Consider the following 18,539-nt stretch of genomic DNA (forward strand, 5'->3'; position numbering starts at 1 on the left):
TAGATATCTACAGTAAAGGCGTAGTAGAGTCTGTAGAGAAATACAGTGCCTGCATGGGAGTAACTACTTTTGGAGATCTGGCTGCCATGGGGGCAAACCAGTGTTCTGTATCTCTTTGGGCAAAAAGCATGTGAATGGGTATCAATAAGAGCAGAAAAATTAATAGAGTCTTCTTCATGTATAGTTGATTGGTTTTTTTACAAAAATAACAGAATAATTCATTGGGTATGAAAATATTTTAAGACATATGGTGTTGAATTAACAAAATAAGCCACGATAATACAATCGTGGCTTATAAAATATAGTTTTAAACTAATTATTACTCTCTGTTTTTAACAAGAATCCAACCTGTATATTTTATTGGAGTCTTTTCTTTGTTGGATTCATTCCATGTGATATGATACCAGTATGTTCCTGTTCCCAGTTTCTTATCAAAGTGTTTTCCGTCCCATCTGTAGTTGTTGAACTTATTTCCGGTAAATACCATATTTCCGTATCTGTCATATACTACGAAACTTAGGTTTTCTTTGTAAGCAAGCTCACTGTAATCTATATAATCATTTACGTTATCTCCATTAGGTGTAATGGCATTTAATAGATTAGGGATGGTAATTTCTACAGAAGTAGGAGTACAATTATAGAAATCTTTTACATAGAAAGTATGCTGCCCTCTTGTCAAACCTGTGAAGGTATTTGAATCCTGCCAGTTGGCAGTTCCGTCAACCGCATATTTGAAAGGTGCTTTACCACCGCTTACAATTACTGTTGCTGTATTGTTGTTGACCTCAATCGTTTGGATTACCGGATCTTCAACTTTTTTCACTTTTACGGTCTGAGTAAGGAAACATCCGTTTTTACCTAAAACTACAGTGTATTCTCCAACTCCTACATCTCTGATACCTGAAGTAGTAGCACCTGTGCTCCATTGGTATGAATCATATCCGGAACCTGCATCAAGATTAGTTTTTGCATCCATACAGATATATTGATCTACCAGGATTGGAGATTTCTTGATTGGAAGTACAATTAATTCAATTTTTGCATTCGCTGTACATCCTTCAGCAGTGGTTACTTTCACATATACGAATCCTCCAGTTGATGGGAAGTTAGTAGGTGTTGTAATTTCGTTGATCCCTGCTGTAAGATCGTTCAGAGTACGGTAGTATTTTTTCGTAACTGCGTTATAGTCTGTTACCTTAGCTTTTGTAAGGTCAAAATAAGCATAAGGATCTACATCATACCAACATGCTTTAATAGAAGTATCCGTTACGATAAATGGTACTACAGTAAGGTTTAATGTTACCTGTTCACAATCTGTGAATTCAACTGAATTTCCACAGAATTTATAAACAATTTTGTCTGCCCCTAAATATCCTGCATTGGGAGTATAAGTGATGGTTCCGTTTGGATTCACTACTGCTGTTCCTTTTGTAGGAGGAGTTAAAATTACTACTGTACTTGGAACCACAGTCTGAGTGGAAGAAGTAAATGTAGGCGTAATAATTTTAGTTGAGCAAGCATTAAGAGCCTGTGTTGTTTCTTTTAAACACGTTTGTACTTTATAGATAGGTGTTGTAACAGGTGGACAAGTTCCCATTGTTACTTTAACCGTATAATTTCCGGACTGTGTAGGTGTATACGTATAAGTTGTTGCCCCTGCAATAGCTACTCCGTCACGGTACCACTGATAGGTTTCGTATCCGTCATCTAATTCAAGAATAATTCCAGGTACACATTCTCCTGTTTTTTAGCAATTACAGGGATAGAAGAGAATCCTGCAAAATAACCTCCGTATCCGGCAGAACTAAATCCTCCGTTGATACCAGCTGTTACAGCTTTTGTAGAAGTAATATTAATGTTTCCAGTTACCCCGGTAATTCCATAGGTAACCCAGTTAGTGTTTCCTGCCACCGGATATGGCCCGTCTGTTGCAGCTATAGGCATACCATTTAGTAATACAGTAGATCCTGTTTCTGTTAGGATATTTAGTTTTACAATGATATCCTGAACTGCACTCGCTCCTCCGGTACCAATAGGCATCTCGTTAATCTTTCCGATTTCGTCAATTTTTCTTGGAAGGAAACAGTTCAATGGCGGAATATAGTTGAATCCATTGGTAGCATCACTTCCCATAATTCCAATAAATTGATATAAATATACATTTTTAGTAGTCGAGATGAACATATTTGAATGTCCTGAAGTACCCTGAGCTACATAGCTGGTTTCATTGATTCTGTACCATTCTCCTGCAGCAAGCGTTGCAACAGAATTACCTCCGCCATTTAAAAATACCTGAGTGTTATCTTCAGTAGCAACAATAAGACCTCCCTCCATATTTAAGTTAGGAGCTGTAGATCTTGTTTTTACCATGGCAAAAGTATTTCCAAGTCTGTCAACCGGAACCGACTGATCCAGAACCGGGTCACTTCCCGATGGGGCAGTAGAGAAATTGGCATTACAGCTTCCGTTGGTAAGTGTGATTGGCTTATCAGCAACTATTTTTGCACCGATAAAACCTGTCTTGTTTGCAGACTGAGATCCTGATCCTGCAAGAATAAAAGACTGGCCTTTTTGTAATGTGAAAGATTGGGTATTACCTGTTGGTGTTCCGTTAATAAAAACCACTCCGGCAGTTGCATTCCAAGATACTGTTACATTGGTGTTGTCTTCAGTAGCCAGGACACCTGCTGTAAAGTTTTGAATGCTGCTGGTATTGGTATTAGGAGCAGTAGCCACAAAAAATGTTTTTCCAATTCCGGCTCTTCCTTTACTGGTAATGACTTCCCCGTGAACACTTTGGGCAAGTCTTAAGCTACAGTAAAAAGGTTTGGCTGCTTTTAAATACAGTCCTTTATTACCAACATTGAACGCTTCAGTAGTGGTACCTGTAGAAATAAGGCTATTGGTAACCTTGTAAGTTTGCGGGCTACCTTTACTGATGGTAACCGTAGTAACTACAGCATTATTGTTATAAACGGTTACATCAATGGGAGTTAATGAATCAGTGGAAAGGTATAGCATATTGTTATACCCTCCAACACTGTCATAATAAGGAGCAATCCAATGCTCGGTATCCCTTTGTGCAAAGAGTGGATTAATTGTCAAAAAAATTAATACCAAACTGAGTAGAAATCTTTTCATGTGTATGGAATTAGGATTTCTACAAAATTAAAATAAAAAATGAAATACTTTTAATAAAATTTAAATAAATGTTAAAAAATTATTCCCGATTTTTAATTAAAAGCCATCCTGAATACGAAACTGGTAATTGAGTGTCAGGCTCAGTCCATCTGATAATATACCAATAAGTTCCCGTAGGAAGATTTCTTCCATTGGCTGTTCCATCCCATATATAATTTTTGTCAGAAGACTTATAAACAGAGGCTCCATAACGGTCTGCCACTTCAATTGTGACATTTTTTTGATTTTTAATTCTGAATAATTCAGAACATCATTAATTCCGTCTCCGTTCGGAGTAATGGTATTGATGAGGTTAAGCACCAGAAATTCTTTGGTTACATGGCTGCATCTGTCAGAACCCAATACATATACTGTATGAAGACCTCGTGATAATCCTGTGAAAACATTAGAATTCTGATAGTCGAAACCATTTAATGAATACTTATAAGGAGCAGTTCCTCCCGTTACAAAAACCGTTGCTGTAGTCCCTGTTACCTCTATTTTAGTAATAGTAGGTGCCTGGGAAGCTGTTATATTGACATACTGACGGTATACACATCCGTTGAATCCAAGATCTACATAATAGGTTCCGGGTCCTGCAGAAATACTCGGGGACGTAGCACCTGTACTCCATAAATAGGAAGTGAAGCCGGGACCTGCATCCAGCATTATTTTTTCATCAGAACAAATCACCTGATCACGCAGTTTGTCTGATTTTTTTGGAGTTTTCAGAGTAAGAGTTAAAACAGCTGTATTCGGGCATGCAGTGCTGCTTTGGAATCTTACATAGAAAATACCCGTCAATGAAGTAAGAGTCTGTGATGCAGAAATGGGGTTTAAGCCAGCCTGAGCATTTGCCAGGGAAGTGTAGAATGATAAGATAACTCCTGGATCTGCGGTAAATAGAGCTTTATAATCATTAAGATTCACTGCTTCGGAACCATTGAGATCATTGTCGCAGATATCAGTCTGTGCATTATTGATAATCAAAGGAATTTTATTTCCGATAGTAAAATTGATCTGCCCGAAAGCAGGAGGGCATTCCCCAACAACCCCTGATACTCTTACATAAACAGTGGTATTAGCGGTGAACGTCCAGTTGGCTGGAAGTGTATTATTGTTTCCGGCATTGGCATCAGCCTGGTTAAGATAATATTTTACGGTGAAGCTTGCAGGATTGGTTACAATTTGTGGCGTTACATTCGTGAAATTAACACTTACAACCCCATCAAAATTGTCATCACAGATAGCAGCATTGAAGTTATTTGTATTGATATTAGGAGTAGGATAAGTACTTAATGTGATGGTTGCTAGCTTGGAACATCCATATATAGAAGTTACATTGGCATATATCGTTCCGGCCTGCCCAGAATAGTTTGCAGGGCTAGTAATCTGCCCTGTTAAGTTGGCATTGGTAAAGTACGTTACTGTAGCACCAGGTTCTGAAGTTACATTAGCTGTAGTAAGATTAAAGGTTCCGTTTCCGTTAGCTGCTGCACAAGAATTTAATGAAGCATTATTTACCTGAAAAACGTGGGTATTAATTACTATTTTAAAATATTCAAATGCTGCCGGATTTCCGGTCCCCTGGATATAATAAGTGAATGTATCCGTCGTATTGGCTGTAATACCAGCATTGGGAGTATATATCAGTTGTCCTGTTGTCGGATTTATGCTTACGTTTCCGTTCGTGGGTGATACAATAATATTTGTATAAGAAGGATCAATCGTTTGGGTTGAATTACTAAATACAGGATTGATCATTTTGGTATTACAAGATCCGATCTCATAAGTAGTTGTGGTGATCGGAGGACATGCTGTATAATCAAACTCTGCAGTAAGCCTGGATTCACAGTTTGTTCTGGTGATATAGCAGGTGTATATTCCGGAGCCGTATAGATCAGGATTGATGATTGGGGTAGTAGCTCCTGTAATCGGGTTTCCGTTCAGATACCATTGGTAGGCATCATAACCAGATTCTACGGAAAGCTGAACTCCATTATAGCAGTCTCCGGTTTTTGTAATCACTGGAACAGAAGAAAATCCGGCGAAATATCCTCCATATCCTACCGCTCCGTTTCCTGCAGCAATACCTGCCGTAACTGGTTTTGTAGAACCTACAGTAATATTTCCCGTCACACTTGGAATAGTATAAGTAACCCAGTTCGGATTTCCTGTCACTGGAGCAGGACCGGTACCTGCTGCAATAGGGTTTCCATTGATCGTTACTGCAGCACCTGCCTGAGTAATGATATTAAGTCTGGTATTGAAGGTGTCATTCCCGATTTTATTAATAAATCCTATCTCGTTGATTTCTTTAGGTAAGAAACAGCTTAAAGGCGGAATAAAATTCATTCCTCCTGTAGCATAAACAGTACCTGTAGAAGTTCCTGCCAGAAGCTGATATACATAGACATTGTTATTTGCGGAAATACTCATATTATAATTTCCGTTTCCTTGGTTGATGTAATTTGTTCCCTGAACAACATAATATTGTCCCGCATTCAGAGTAACACTGTTCAAAAGCGTTCCGTTTACCGTAAGCTTTGTATTATTTACCGTAGCAATCACTACAGCTACTTCCATTCCGGAATTGGCAGGACCGTTTCCTTTCATCATCACAAAATCTTTACCCAATCTTTCTACAGGAACAGCCTGATCCATCAATACATCTACATTGGTATTGTTTTGAGTGGTATAGATACTATTGAAATTTCCGTTCGTGACAGAAATAGGTTTGTTGGCAACAATTTTTGCACCTACCAATCCTGTTAAATTATTAGGATTGAGATTGCTCTGCGCCTCGAGGATATATGATTTTCCTTTATTGATGGTAAAAGTTCTTGATGGAGCTGAAATACCATCAGAGAAAACAACAGCAGGGTTGTATCCTGATAAAGTTACCGTGGTATTATCTTCTGTTGCTGTAACTCCAATCGTTGAGTTTACGTAGGGTTTGGCAGTTGTATTGGGAGCCATTCCAACAAAAAATGTTTTCCCAAGTCCTGCTAATCCTTTTGAAGTAATAAATTCAGCCTGATCCTGCACAGAAAATCTGTAGCTGGCAAAGAATTTTTTGCTTCCTTTTACATATAATCCCATTGAAGAGGAAGTAAACAGTCCGGATGGAGTAGAGGAGATCATCATATTGTTCGGGATGGTTACCTGAACCGGATTTCCTTTGCTCACCTGAACGGTAGAAAATACATTGTTATTGTTAAATACCTGTACAGAGAAAGGTGTTGTTTCATTGGTTGAAAGATAAAGGTAACCTTTCGGAGTTCCGAGAAGACTGCTTGCAGACATAGGAGCAATCCAATGCTCAGAATCCAATTGGGCATTTACAAATAAACAAAGAAAAGTGCAAAAAGCTAGTAGAAGTTTTTTCATGCGTTATTATAAGGGGCCGCAAATTTAAACATTAATAATCAATTTTTTATGCAAAAAAAGTTTTGAAATAACGTTTATTCTGTATTTGCTGAATATTTAAAATTCCCGTCATATTGCGTTAATAATCACATGCTTTTCTGGAATAAAAAAATCCCGGTGAATTTCACCGGGATTCTATATTTTTTGAAAAGGGTTAGCTTATAGGCTTACTCTTACAAATCCTGTTACTTTTAGGTCTGCGTTTACAGATTTTACGTAATCAGCAACTGAGATACTTCCGTCTTTAATGAAATCCTGGTGTACCAAAGTGTTGTCTTTGTAGAATCTCTGCATTTTACCTTTAAGAATGTTATCGATAATGTTTGCAGGCTTACCTTCTTCAGTAAGTTTGTGTCTTTCGATTTCTAATTCTTTATCGATAGTTTCCTGAGAAACTCTGGTTTCGTCCAAAGCGATTGGGTTCATAGCAGCAACCTGCATAGAAACAGCTTTAGCAGCTTCGTCAGCTCCGTCTACTTTAGCAGAAAGAGAAGAGATTGCAGCAATTTTGTTTCCAGCGTGGATATAAGCTCCTAAGAAATCTCCCTGGATTCTTTCGAAAGATCCGATTTCGATTTTCTCACCGATAACTCCTGTTTGCTCAATTAATTTTTCAGCAACAGTCATTCCGTGGAAGTCAGTAGCTAAAAGCTCTTCTTTAGTAGCAGCGAAGATAGCCATTTCAGCAATTTCGTAAGCTAGTTCGATGAACGCTTCATTTTTAGCAACGAAGTCAGTTTCGCAGTTTAGAGAGATTACTACACCTAAAGTGTTGTCCTCGTTTACTCTTGCGATTACAGCACCTTCAGCAGATTCTCTGTCAGCTCTGTTAGCAGCAACTTTTTGTCCTTTTTTTCTAAGGATATCTACCGCTTTTTCGAAGTCTCCTTCAGCTTCAACTAGAGCTTTCTTGCAGTCCATCATACCTGCACCTGTTTGGTTTCTCAATTTTGCTACGTCTGCAGCAGCTGGTGTATAAGACATAATATCTATTATTTTTTTTATTTAAGATTAGTATTAATTTTTAGCTTAAATTTAGAGCAGTGCAAAGATAATGATTTTAATGATAAACTAAAAAATGACTTTTCACGTTATTAATATATTTAATACTATTTTAAAGATTTGATTAATGAAAAAAATCTTATTCCTCCTATTTATATGCATTTTCTCTCTTGGATTTTCCCAAAAAAAGAAAAAAACAAAATCTAAAGCTGTTGTTGAAAAAGAAACAGTCATCATTTATACAGAGCAGGAAGCTGAGATTTCAAAAGAAGCCAGAGTGATTGCCGGTTTTCTGAAACAGAACCCCGGGCATGCTAAAACAGATTATTTTAAAAGAAAACTTATTGATATTATTATGGCGGGTAATTCTCCTGAAGCGAAGCCAACCATCAGGCCAATCAGTAAAGAAAAGATTGAAAATATCGTAAAAAATAATGAGCTTAACAATGGCAAAACGATTGCTGCGAATGGTGCAAAGACCGTTAATGGTAAGCCTGTCTCTGATAATACAGCTGCCGCTATTGAAGCTTTAAAAGAAGAAAGACGAACAACTAGTTTTGCATCGGCAGGTTCTACAGGCTCAGCAAAAAGTGCAGGAACTTCTAAAGCTGGACCTAGTGAAGAAAATAAAAAAACAGCAGCTATGCTTACCCATCTTTTTAATAATGATTTGAATAAGAATGAAGCATATGTGAATATTAAAAATAGATCTGCCTGTAATCTTATTGTAAAGATAAGTGGTAAAAAATATTATAATCTGACAGTTCCTGCAAAAGGAGAGAATTTCATTCTTGTTGATAAAGGAGAATATGTAATGACAACCTCAGTATGTGATGCCAAGTATTCTGCTTTGAAGAAAATTACTCAGGATATTGAAATTGCACTCAACGTTGCAGAATAGAATCAAATAAGATAGAAGAAAGCTAAAGAAAAAAGGTTAAGAAGAAATTCTTAACCTTTTATTTTTTTATCCTTTAAACTGACCCATTGCAATGAATTTGTCCTGTCTTTGGGTTTCAAGCTCCTGTCCTGTAAATTTGGAGAAAGCTTTGATATTTTGTAAAATTGAATTTTTCAGGTTCAAATAAGTAGTCTCCTGATCATAATGAGCACCTCCAAGCGGCTCTTCAATGATCCCGTCGATGAACTTCTCTCTTAAGGCATCTGCCGGGGTAAGATTCAATGCATTAGCAGCATCTTCTTTGTGATCCCAGTTTCTCCATAAGATAGAAGAACAGCTTTCCGGAGCAATTACTGTATACCATGTATTTTCCAACATATATACCTTATTTCCTACACCTATTCCTAATGCTCCACCACTGGCTCCTTCTCCGATGATGTAAGTGAAAATCGGGGTTTTCAGCTGTACCATTTCAAAAATATTTCTTGCAATAGCTTCACCTTGTCCTCTCTCTTCAGCTTCCAATCCTGGGTAAGCTCCCGGTGTATCTACTAAAGTTACTACAGGGATATTGAATTTTTCAGCAAGCTTCATTAGTCTTAAAGCCTTTCTGTATCCCTCCGGATTTGGCATTCCAAATCTTCTGTGCTGTCTTTCTTTAGTTGTTCTTCCTTTTTGAGTCCCTATGATCATTACTTTTTGACCATCAAGGGTAATCAATCCTCCAATCATTGCCGGATCATCAGCGAAATTTCTGTCTCCATGAAGTTCTAAGAAACTGCCTTTGTCTGCCATTCCGTTGATGTAGTCCAGTGTATAAGGACGATCCGGGTGACGGGACAGTTGTACTCTCTGCCAAGGTGTAAGATTTGAATAGATTTCTTTTTTCTTTTCTAAAATCTTATCCTCAATCTGGCTGCATGCTAATTTTACATCAACACCACTTTCTTCTCCTACTAAAGAACACGTCTGGTATTGATCCATCAATTCTTTGATAGGAAGTTCGAAACTTAAATATTCCATTTCTTGAAGTAAATTAAATCTTTCAAATGTATGAAAAATTATGGTTATTTTAGTTAAAATTATTTATAGCATTCTTTATTCTGGCGATACTTTCCTCTTTACCAAGAGTTTCCAGAATGTCCGGTACATCTGGTCCTTTCAGTTCTCCTACTAAAGACAAACGTAAAGGCATCATTACTTTCCCCATGCCTAATCCTTTACTTTCAGCGAAATCATGCATCTTTTGCTTTAATGTTTCAGCGGCAAAGTCTGTAGATTCAAAAGCAGAGGCTAATTCTCCTAAAATACCAGATGTATCATCATTCCAAGCTTTTTTCGATGCTTTTTCATCATAAGAAAGAGGAGCTTCGAAGAAAAATTTTCCGTTTTCATAGATGTCTTTCGGGAAAGTAGCTCTTTCTTTCATTAGCTGAATTACTTTCAATAGCTTTTCATCAGAAGCACCGGAAAGATTAAGATCTGTATTTTTTAGGATCTGAAGAAGCTCTTCATCAGATTTCATTTGAATATACTGATGGTTGAACCATTCAGATTTTTCTTTACTGAATCTTGCGCCCGCTTTATGCACTTTATGAAGATCAAATTCTTTGATCATCTCTTCTAATGGAAGAATTTCTTTATCATCAGCAGGAGACCATCCCAATAATGCTACCATATTGATGAAAGCATCAGGAAGATAACCATTTTCTCTGTATCCTTTAGAAACTATCCCTGTAGCAGGGTCTTTGAAATCAAGAGGGAATACAGGAAACCCGAATTTGTCTCCGTCTCTTTTACTTAATTTCCCTTTTCCTTCGGGCTTTAAAATTAGAGATAGGTGTGCAAATTGTGGTGCTTGCCATTGCATTGCTTCATATAATAAAGTATGAAGGCCTAAAGACGGCAGCCATTCTTCTCCACGGATTACGTGAGAAATTTCCATTTCGTGGTCATCAATAATGTTAGCGAAATGATAAGTTGGCATTCCGTCATTCTTTACTAACACTTTATCATCTAAAGTATTGGTATTAACAGAAAATTTTCCACGGATAATATCTTCAAGATTTAATATTCTGTCAACAGGCATTTTAAATCGTACGACATAAGGAGTTTTTTCATCCAGCAATCTTTTAACCTCTTCTTCGGAAAGGGTAAGGCTGTTTCTAAGACCGTTTCTGGTTTTATTATCATAGGAGAAAACATCACCTTTCGCTTCGTACTCTGAACGAATAGCATCTAATTCTTCTGCGGTATCAAAAGCGATATAAGCATAGTCTGTCTTTAAGATCTGTTCTGTATATCGATCGTAGATGTCTCTTCTTTCAGATTGTCTGTAAGGAGCATATTTTCCTCCTTTTTTAGGACTCTCATCAGGGATGATTCCACACCATTCTAATGCTTCTTCAATATATTCTTCAGCTCCTTCTACATATCTGGCAGTATCGGTATCTTCAATTCTCAATACAAATTCTCCTCCTTGATTTTTAGCAAAAAGATAATCATATAATGCAGTTCTTACGCCTCCCAAATGTAACGGTCCTGTAGGACTTGGAGCAAAACGTACTCTTACTTTCTCCATTTCAATTTTAATTTTTGCAAATTTACTTAAAATTATGCGTTTACGGACTGATTTCTGACCAGGTATTCGCTTTTTGATTCTAACTTTTGTATTTATTTCTTTAAATTTTCTTCAAATGTTGTTTTAACTGTCTCACGCTATATTTTCGGGTAATTTTTAATCTAAATATTACAATTCATGAAAATCATGTTGTAGAAGTTGAATCTGTAAACAAGAATTATTGAATTAATTTTAGTATTCTTTTTATGATCTGTTCAAGTTTGTTGCGATAACTGGATTTGTTTATTAAATCACTTATTTGTGATTATAAAGCCCTTTATTAATGGATGGTTAAGCAATTATTAAAATCACATATTGATGATATATGTCAGTTGTAAATATGTACTTCACTCAGTTTTGAAGTTTATATTTGTGAGGAATTTTAAAATAATACTATGAAAAAACAAATTTTATTTTGCTTCAGCACTGCGCTGATGCTTTTCATGGGGTCTTGTTCTTCAGAAGATCTGAACAATGAAACTGCGACTCCTGATAGCCCGGCAAAAGCTAATCGTTTATCTGCAGCTAAATTTGCAGGAGACGGTGTTTATGATGTTTTAGGACACGGTTTTGATGCAGCTGGTGAGTATGCTAACGCAAATTCTGCTGGTTTTAAAGTAATTGATATCGACAGATTCAAAACAGAGCAGGCGGCCAGACTGGTTTCGGAAAATGCAAATACGCAGCAGTATGTGGAAGAATATGGAGAGAATGCAGAAGGTTATTCCAAAATGGTTTCTACGAAAGTAGATGTTACTGCAGGAATTCCTTTATTCAAAAAGACCTTATCAGTAGGGTTTAACTCAGCAGTTACTACCAACCATAAATTTGATGCAAAATATATCTACGGGAGTTATAACCTTTTAATTAAGCAGAAAAGACTAAGATTTAACGCTACAACAGATATGCTTGCTGACTATGTAACTCCTGAGTTTACGCAGGATTTGCAAACTAAATCTCCTCAGCAGATTGTACAGGATTACGGTACTCATGTAATGGTTGATATTTATACTGGAGCTAAAATGGACATCATGTTCCAGTCTGAAACAACTAACGAAAGCCGCGACCGTGCTGCAAGAATTGGAATTAAGGTTGGAATGTCTAAAATATTTAATGTAGAAGGAGCCAATGATGTAAATACAGCAGAGTATAGTAAAAATATTAATAATAAGCTATCTTATAGAACTAGAGGTGGAGACCCTTCGAAAAGTCTGGTTGGAGAGTTGAATTTAGATGAAACTACCTCAAAAATTAATATTGCAAACTGGCAAAGCAGCTCTACGGTCAATAATTCTGTGTTGGTAGAGTTTGGAAATAATGGATTGGTTGTTATTTACAATCTGGTAAAAGATCCTGTTAAAAAGGCTCAGCTTAAAGCATATGTAGATCAGTATTTAACGGATAACCAGATTTCATTAGAGTATAATACCAAAATGTTATATGGTTACCAAAACCAGCCGGATAGTAACCATTATTTTAGTTTTAACACTAATCTTGGTCCATCAAGTTATTGGACGAATGAAGGGCCAACATTCAAAGTTTTTGAATATAAAGCGCCTAATACAGTTCCTATTTACTGTTTCAAAAGTAATTCTGGAGCGCACCATTACTTTACACAATCAAGCACATTGCAGCCCTCTTCTTATTGGGATGTGTATATGGGGGTAGCATTTTATGCGTATAAAGATCCGGGAGCAGACAGAGTTCCGGTTTACAACTATAAAGCAAGAAATCAATCAGATCATTATCTGACAGTGAATCCTAACCTTGGGCCAACAAGTTACTGGGTAAAAGAAGGAATCGCTTTCTATATTCCTGCTAACTAATTTTTGGATTTATATTAAATCAATTTGGTTATACATTTAGGTGAAGTCAGACTTTCTGGCTTCACCTTTTATTTTCAGCTATGCTGTATTGGTTAATGAACTGTATTTTAATTAATCATTAAATTCACTAAATAATGATATATATCATTATTTAATAATTTTTTCACTCATTGATGAATATTATATTTGCGGAAACTTATTAAATAATCATGAAAAAACAGATTTTATTTTGCTTCAGCTCTCTGCTGATGCTTTTTATGAGTTCTTGTTCTACAGAAGAACTCAACAGTGAGGTAATACCTGAAAGCCCGGCGGCAAAGGCTAATAACAGATTGGCTGCATCCAAATTTGCAGGAGACGGAATTTATGATGTCTTAGGACATGGTTATAATGTGGCCGGAGAATATGCTAACGCAACAGCAGCCGGTTTTAAAGTGATCGATATTGATCGTTTTAAAGTTGAACAGAGCAACAGATTGATCAGCGAAAACACATTCTCGCAGGAATATACTGAAGAATATGGTGAAAATGCTGAATCTTATTCTAAAATGGTTTCTACCAAAGTAAATGCTACTGCCGGTATTCCATTATTCAAGAAAACACTTTCTGTAGGATTCAATTCTGCCGTAACTACCAACAATAAGTTTGAAGGGAAGTATATCTACGGAAGTTATAATCTTACTATTAAGCAAAAAAGAGTAAGATTCAATGCCACTACAGATATGTTGGGAGACTATCTTACTCCTGAATTTGTTCAGGATCTACAGACAAAAACACCACAACAAATCGTACAGGACTATGGAACTCACGTAACGCTTGATATTTATACAGGAGCAAAACTTGATGTTTTATTCCAGGCAGAAACAAGAAGCCAAAGCCGTGACCGTGCAGCAAGAATTGGAGTGAAAGTTGGAATGAAAGACATTTTTGATGTAGATGTAACAAACGATGTGAATACTTCAGAATCTTCTATGAACTATTCTAAAAAACTAGCGTATAAAACAAGAGGAGGAGATCCTTCAAAAGGTTTGATTGGAGATCTTAATCTTGATCAGACAAATCCTAAAATCAACATTTCCAATTGGCAGAACAGCTCTAATACAAGCAACTCAGTTTTGGTAGATTTTGGAAGCAACGGATTGGTTATCATCTATGATTTAGTGAAAGATGCAACTAAGAAAGCTCAGCTTAAGGCATATGTAGATCAATATCTGATCGATAATAAAGTGTATATGGAATTCAATACCATCCCGATTTACAGATATTATAACGGAGTAGATCATTATTATACAAAAACTCCGGGAAGCTACGGCGGATATTCTTATGAGGGAACAGAATTCAATGCATTTTTATATAAAGCTCCAAACACGGTTCCTATTTATAGATATTGGAACGGTAAAGATCATTATTACACAAAAACTCCGGGATATTATTCGGGGTATGTAGACGAAGGAATTGAGTTCAATGCTTTTTCTACTCAGCAGCCTAATACAGTTCCAATCTATCAATATTGGAATGGTAAAGATCATTACTATTCAAGATCCAGTGCAACACCATCAGGGTATGTTAAGGAAGGAATTGAATTCTATGCCTATTAATTAAAAAATATTGATATTTTACAACAAAAAAACCGTCTCAGTTTTGAGGCGGTTTTTACAATAAAAAGAAGATAGATATCTATAAAATATTTTCGTTGATAAGATTACGTATAACAATTAAAACTGAAAAGTAATGATATAATAACTGAAATTTTGAAATTTTTATGTTGCTTTAGTTTTGAAAAAGTATTTTGTCTATATTCGCAAAAATTAGCTGAATATGTTAAAACTGCCTTGTAATGAGTGTGTTTTCATTCCAAATTATGCTGTTCAAAGTGTAATTTATCCTGATGGCCAACTGTTATTTTCTCATGTATATATAGCAGATAAGAAAATGATTAATGTCAATATATCTATTTCCTGCAAGGATGTTAATACATATGAGTAAGCAAAATATATTTCTGGTTATTTTTTTTGCTTTTTTATTTTCTTGTTCCACACAAGAAGATAATTTATTTGCTGAAAATGTAGATCCGATAACTAATAATAACAAAAATTATTCAGGGTTAACAGATGCTTATTTGACCGATATTGGAACTATAAATATTGATGTAATAGCTAATGGAAATTATCCTGGACAAAGCAAAGCAGCGTTTAGAAAAGACATCAACGCACCGAACTTCGGATACTGTCATCCTGACGTTCAGTATTTTCCCAATGGGTTTAATGGATATAAATACTGGATGGTTTTTACTCCATATTTTGGAACAGTTGGTATAGAACCTGACTCTAAGAGATATGAAAACCCAACAATTGTTGTATCAAATGACGGATTAAACTGGAGGCCACCCAATGGAGTTCAATCACCACTTCAGAGAACAGTTTCCAAAGCTGAAAGTTTTGCTGAAAATAAACAAGATCCTATACAGGGATTTTGGTCTGATGTAGATTGGATTTACGAAAATGGTAGATTTTCATTATATTATAGAGGTAGCATGATAAAAGCCAAAGCCCTAAAAGCAAGAGGAGCAAAAAGCACAAATAATTTTAAAAAGCTTCTTACAAATTCACAAAGAACGATTGTAAGACAAACTTCTACAGATGGAGTTTCCTGGAGTCCGCTTGAAGTTGTTTATAAAAGCAGCTATCCCTACTCTCCAAATAATAATCATATGATTTCTCCTAGTTTTGTCTATACAGGAAAAAATTATGTAAGTTTTGAAGTCGAGAACAATATAAGTCACAATTTTCCTGGAAATGAAGCTTCTTATGTTATAAGAAGAACTTCTGATAATGGTTTAGATTTTTCAATTTTTAAAAAGAGCAAAGTTGTAAATTTTATCAATAAACCCTGGACAGATGTGAATTCTTCTGATGCGCCATGGCATATTCAGGCTACTTATGTAGACGGATATTATTTCTTGTGTATAGCAGCAGGCGATGTGAGAAAATATACTGCAGATAGTCTTTATTTGGCCGTTTCCAAAGATGGTCTTAATTTTAAAGTGTTTCCTAAATTATTAGTGAAAAATAATGCATACAGATCTTGTATTTTTCCAATGATAACTACGAATGAGGTAATTAATTTCGGGGCGGTTATTGCATATAAAACAGGAGTGTTTAAATATAGAGAGTTTCAACTCAGTAAGCAAAAATTAGATGACTTTCTTTCAAATTAGTTAACTTCGTTTGATGATTGTAGAGAAAAATAAAATATTTGTAACTGTAATTATACCGGTTTACAATGCAGAAAAATTTTTAGTTGAAACAATTGAAAGTGTTCTTAATCAAAGTTTGAAAGAATTTGAGCTTATTTTAATAAATGATGGAAGTGTAGATGATTCTGCTTCAATCTGTGAAGAATACCAAAATAATGATTCTAGAATACAATATTTTAGTCAGGCCAACTCGGGAGTTTCGATAGCTAGAAATCTTGGGTTATCTAAAGCCATTGGAGAGTATATCTTTTTTATGGATTCTGATGATACTATTGATCGGGAATTTTTGAAGACATCCTATGTTGCTGCTAAAGAGCAAAATAATGATATTACGATTATAGGAGAAGAGTTTTGTAAAAGACTGCCTCATGCTCCGGCGCTCCCCACTTGGGCACAACTTTTGCGTCTTGGCTTTTTGGAAAAATATTCTGATATAAAATTTCCTGCAGGTATTCAACCTTGTGAAGACGGATTGTTTTCTCATCAGTTAATTGCATTAACTGAAAATATCGGTACCAACACTAAAGGAATTTATCATTACAGACATCATGAAGATCAAAATCATTTAACAATTAATAAAAATTCAGATAAAGTTATTCAGCAGATTCCTGCTTGGTTGCAAATTTTGGATAATTTTTATGAACGATATCAACTTTATAAAACAAAAGCACTTCACTTAGCTTTATTTATAGAGCATGAACCATTTGAATTCAGATATTTGGAGATGCCTTTGGATAGTCAGCAAAAATTTTTTTACATAGTCTTATCAAAAACTATATGTTGAAAATTTTGCCTTATCTTTCAGTAGAAGAAAAAAGATTGCTTAGTAAACCTTTTCGTTATTTTATCAAGGCCGATAGTGTTTCTGATTTTGATAAGTTTTATACTAAGTATTCCAAAGAACGTTTAGCAAAGAAAAAACTTTACTTATTTTTAATAAAGTTAATTCCATTGAAGAAATTAAGAAGAAGTTTAAGGAAAAGGATCAGTGAAAGTTTGTAAGAAATGAAAATTTTATTAATACAACATAAAGATTTTATCAACGGTTCAGGAGGAACTGAAAAAATATGCAGCTTTTTAGCTAATCATTTTGCGGGGTCTGGTTATGAGGTTGAAATAGCTACAAATCAAAATATTTCGGGAACCGCTATTTTTCCTTTGGATAAAGCAATTAGGATTACCAATATATTTGATCCTAATGTAATCCAGGAGAATTTACAAAAATTACATAATTATAAAGGAAAAAATCCTTTTCTATGGCTACATTCTAAAGTCAAGAAAAAGCAGGCGAAATTTTTTAACAGGCAACTCCTTAAGAGAATGGAAGGATCGGATGGTTTGTATGAATTTAATCTTAAAAACAGATCTCAGGCGTGGAAAAAATATATTGATTCAGTAAAACCAGATGTAATTATTACCATGTCTATCAGTTCTTTACTGGAAATCACTTATGAGAATGAATATACAATTCCTATTATCAATTCTGTCAATGGAAGACCAGATTATGATTATTCAGATATTCTTTGGTTTAGAAGTGAAAAAGAAATATATCTCTTAAAAGAATCTTATAGACATCTTTCTGCTATTCAAATCCTTTTTGACAGTTATAAAGATTTCTTACCGGAAACTTTCCAAGGTAAGACCTTTGTTATTCCCAATCCAGTTCCGCAATTTGATGAAAGTGAAATTGTAAATCTTACTATTGAAAAAGAAAAATATAAAATCATACATATAGGTACTTTATCAACCGATTGTAAACAACAACACATTGCCATTGAAGTGTTTGCTGAGATTGTAAAAGAATTTCCAAACTGGGAGCTTCATTTCTGGGGTGTTGGAAATGATTTTGACTTTTTGAATAAAAAAATTAAGGAGTACAATTTGCAGACTAAAATTTTTTTAAATGGTTTTACGAATAATCCCATATCAAAATTAAAAGAAGCTGATATTTTTATTTTCCCAAGCAAATATGAAGGTTTTGGATTAGCTCTTGCTGAAGCCATGTCAATAGGGCTTCCTGTCTTAGGATTTATGAATTGTTCTGGTGTCAATGAATTAATCAAACATAATATTACGGGTTTTCTTGCTCAGAATACAGAAGAATTAATATTTTTTCTTAAAAAAATAATGGCCGATCCAATTTTACGCTCAAAGTTGGGAACAAATTCTCATTTTGAAATGAACAGGTTTACTCATGAGAAAATGCTTCAAGAATGGAGGTTACTTATAGAAGAATATATTTCTTAATCAGTTTAATAAAAAAGGGGATTTTGTTAAAATGTCCCCTTTTTTATTCTTGATCTTTTCCTAATATAAGTTGATTAA

13 protein-coding genes and 1 pseudogene are annotated in these 18,539 nt (G+C 35.2%); 6 read left to right on the forward strand and 8 right to left on the reverse strand.

Annotated features, from left to right (window positions below):
• Positions 1 to 7: 7 nt before the first annotated feature.
• The 6 genes and pseudogenes from BOQ62_RS24050 to tsf form a co-directional block, all read right to left on the reverse strand.
• The gene (locus tag BOQ62_RS24050; RefSeq protein WP_164976680.1) at positions 8 to 178 is read right to left on the reverse strand and encodes a hypothetical protein; all 171 of its coding nucleotides are present in this window, start codon (positions 176 to 178) and stop codon (positions 8 to 10) included.
• 141 nt (positions 179 to 319) lie between these two features.
• A complete protein-coding gene (locus BOQ62_RS22955; protein WP_228413702.1) occupies positions 320 to 1,597 on the reverse strand; it encodes a gliding motility-associated C-terminal domain-containing protein in 1,278 nt (425 codons plus the stop codon).
• Positions 1,598 to 1,707: 110 nt separating this feature from the next.
• A complete protein-coding gene (locus tag BOQ62_RS22960; RefSeq protein ID WP_228413706.1) occupies positions 1,708 to 3,141 on the reverse strand; it encodes an IgGFc-binding protein in 1,434 nt (477 codons plus the stop codon).
• 79 nt (positions 3,142 to 3,220) lie between these two features.
• Positions 3,221 to 3,403, reverse strand: coding sequence for a T9SS type B sorting domain-containing protein (locus BOQ62_RS24235; RefSeq protein WP_410494180.1), 183 nt, complete (start codon positions 3,401 to 3,403; stop codon positions 3,221 to 3,223).
• 1,880 nt (positions 3,404 to 5,283) lie between these two features.
• Positions 5,284 to 6,570, reverse strand: a pseudogene (locus BOQ62_RS24240) (IgGFc-binding protein); the annotation flags it as partial.
• 198 nt (positions 6,571 to 6,768) lie between these two features.
• On the reverse strand, positions 6,769 to 7,593 hold the full coding sequence (gene tsf / locus BOQ62_RS04860) for a translation elongation factor Ts (protein WP_129037576.1): 825 nt from the start codon (positions 7,591 to 7,593) through the stop codon (positions 6,769 to 6,771).
• Positions 7,594 to 7,738: 145 nt separating this feature from the next.
• Here tsf and BOQ62_RS04865 point away from each other — a divergent pair, with 145 nt between their 5' ends.
• Positions 7,739 to 8,512 carry a DUF6759 domain-containing protein gene (locus BOQ62_RS04865; RefSeq protein WP_129037578.1) on the forward strand — a complete coding sequence of 258 codons (774 nt, stop codon included), beginning with the start codon at positions 7,739 to 7,741 and terminating at the stop codon, positions 8,510 to 8,512.
• A 66-nt stretch (positions 8,513 to 8,578) separates the two neighbouring features.
• Here the strand turns inward: BOQ62_RS04865 and BOQ62_RS04870 are convergent, their stop codons facing one another.
• Together BOQ62_RS04870 and gltX are read right to left on the reverse strand one after the other, a co-directional pair.
• A complete protein-coding gene (locus BOQ62_RS04870) occupies positions 8,579 to 9,535 on the reverse strand; it encodes an acetyl-CoA carboxylase carboxyltransferase subunit alpha (RefSeq protein ID WP_047435651.1) in 957 nt (318 codons plus the stop codon).
• Between the two features lie 49 nt (positions 9,536 to 9,584).
• Positions 9,585 to 11,093: a glutamate--tRNA ligase gene (gltX, locus tag BOQ62_RS04875; RefSeq protein ID WP_129037580.1), complete on the reverse strand. Its 1,509-nt coding sequence runs from the start codon at positions 11,091 to 11,093 to the stop codon at positions 9,585 to 9,587.
• Positions 11,094 to 11,527: 434 nt separating this feature from the next.
• On the opposite strand from gltX, the gene BOQ62_RS04880 reads away from it, so the two are divergent.
• The 5 genes from BOQ62_RS04880 to BOQ62_RS04900 all read left to right on the forward strand — a co-directional run bounded on the left by BOQ62_RS04880 (position 11,528) and on the right by BOQ62_RS04900 (position 18,461).
• The gene (locus BOQ62_RS04880; RefSeq protein WP_129037582.1) at positions 11,528 to 12,958 is read left to right on the forward strand and encodes an MAC/perforin domain-containing protein; all 1,431 of its coding nucleotides are present in this window, start codon (positions 11,528 to 11,530) and stop codon (positions 12,956 to 12,958) included.
• A gap of 209 nt (positions 12,959 to 13,167) precedes the next feature.
• Positions 13,168 to 14,556 (forward strand): MAC/perforin domain-containing protein, encoded by a 1,389-nt coding sequence (locus tag BOQ62_RS04885; RefSeq protein ID WP_129037584.1) that lies wholly within the window; start codon positions 13,168 to 13,170, stop codon positions 14,554 to 14,556.
• Positions 14,557 to 14,897: 341 nt separating this feature from the next.
• Entirely contained in the window at positions 14,898 to 16,175 is a 1,278-nt protein-coding gene (locus BOQ62_RS04890) for a hypothetical protein (protein WP_228413710.1), read from the forward strand.
• Between the two features lie 13 nt (positions 16,176 to 16,188).
• On the forward strand, positions 16,189 to 16,998 hold the full coding sequence (locus tag BOQ62_RS04895; protein WP_228413712.1) for a glycosyltransferase family 2 protein: 810 nt from the start codon (positions 16,189 to 16,191) through the stop codon (positions 16,996 to 16,998).
• 635 nt (positions 16,999 to 17,633) lie between these two features.
• Positions 17,634 to 18,461, forward strand: coding sequence for a glycosyltransferase (locus BOQ62_RS04900; RefSeq protein WP_228413714.1), 828 nt, complete (start codon positions 17,634 to 17,636; stop codon positions 18,459 to 18,461).
• Positions 18,462 to 18,539 lie beyond the last annotated feature (78 nt).

Origin of the sequence: Chryseobacterium sp. CH21 (assembly GCF_004119445.1) — a bacterium.
GTDB lineage: Bacteria > Bacteroidota > Bacteroidia > Flavobacteriales > Weeksellaceae > Chryseobacterium.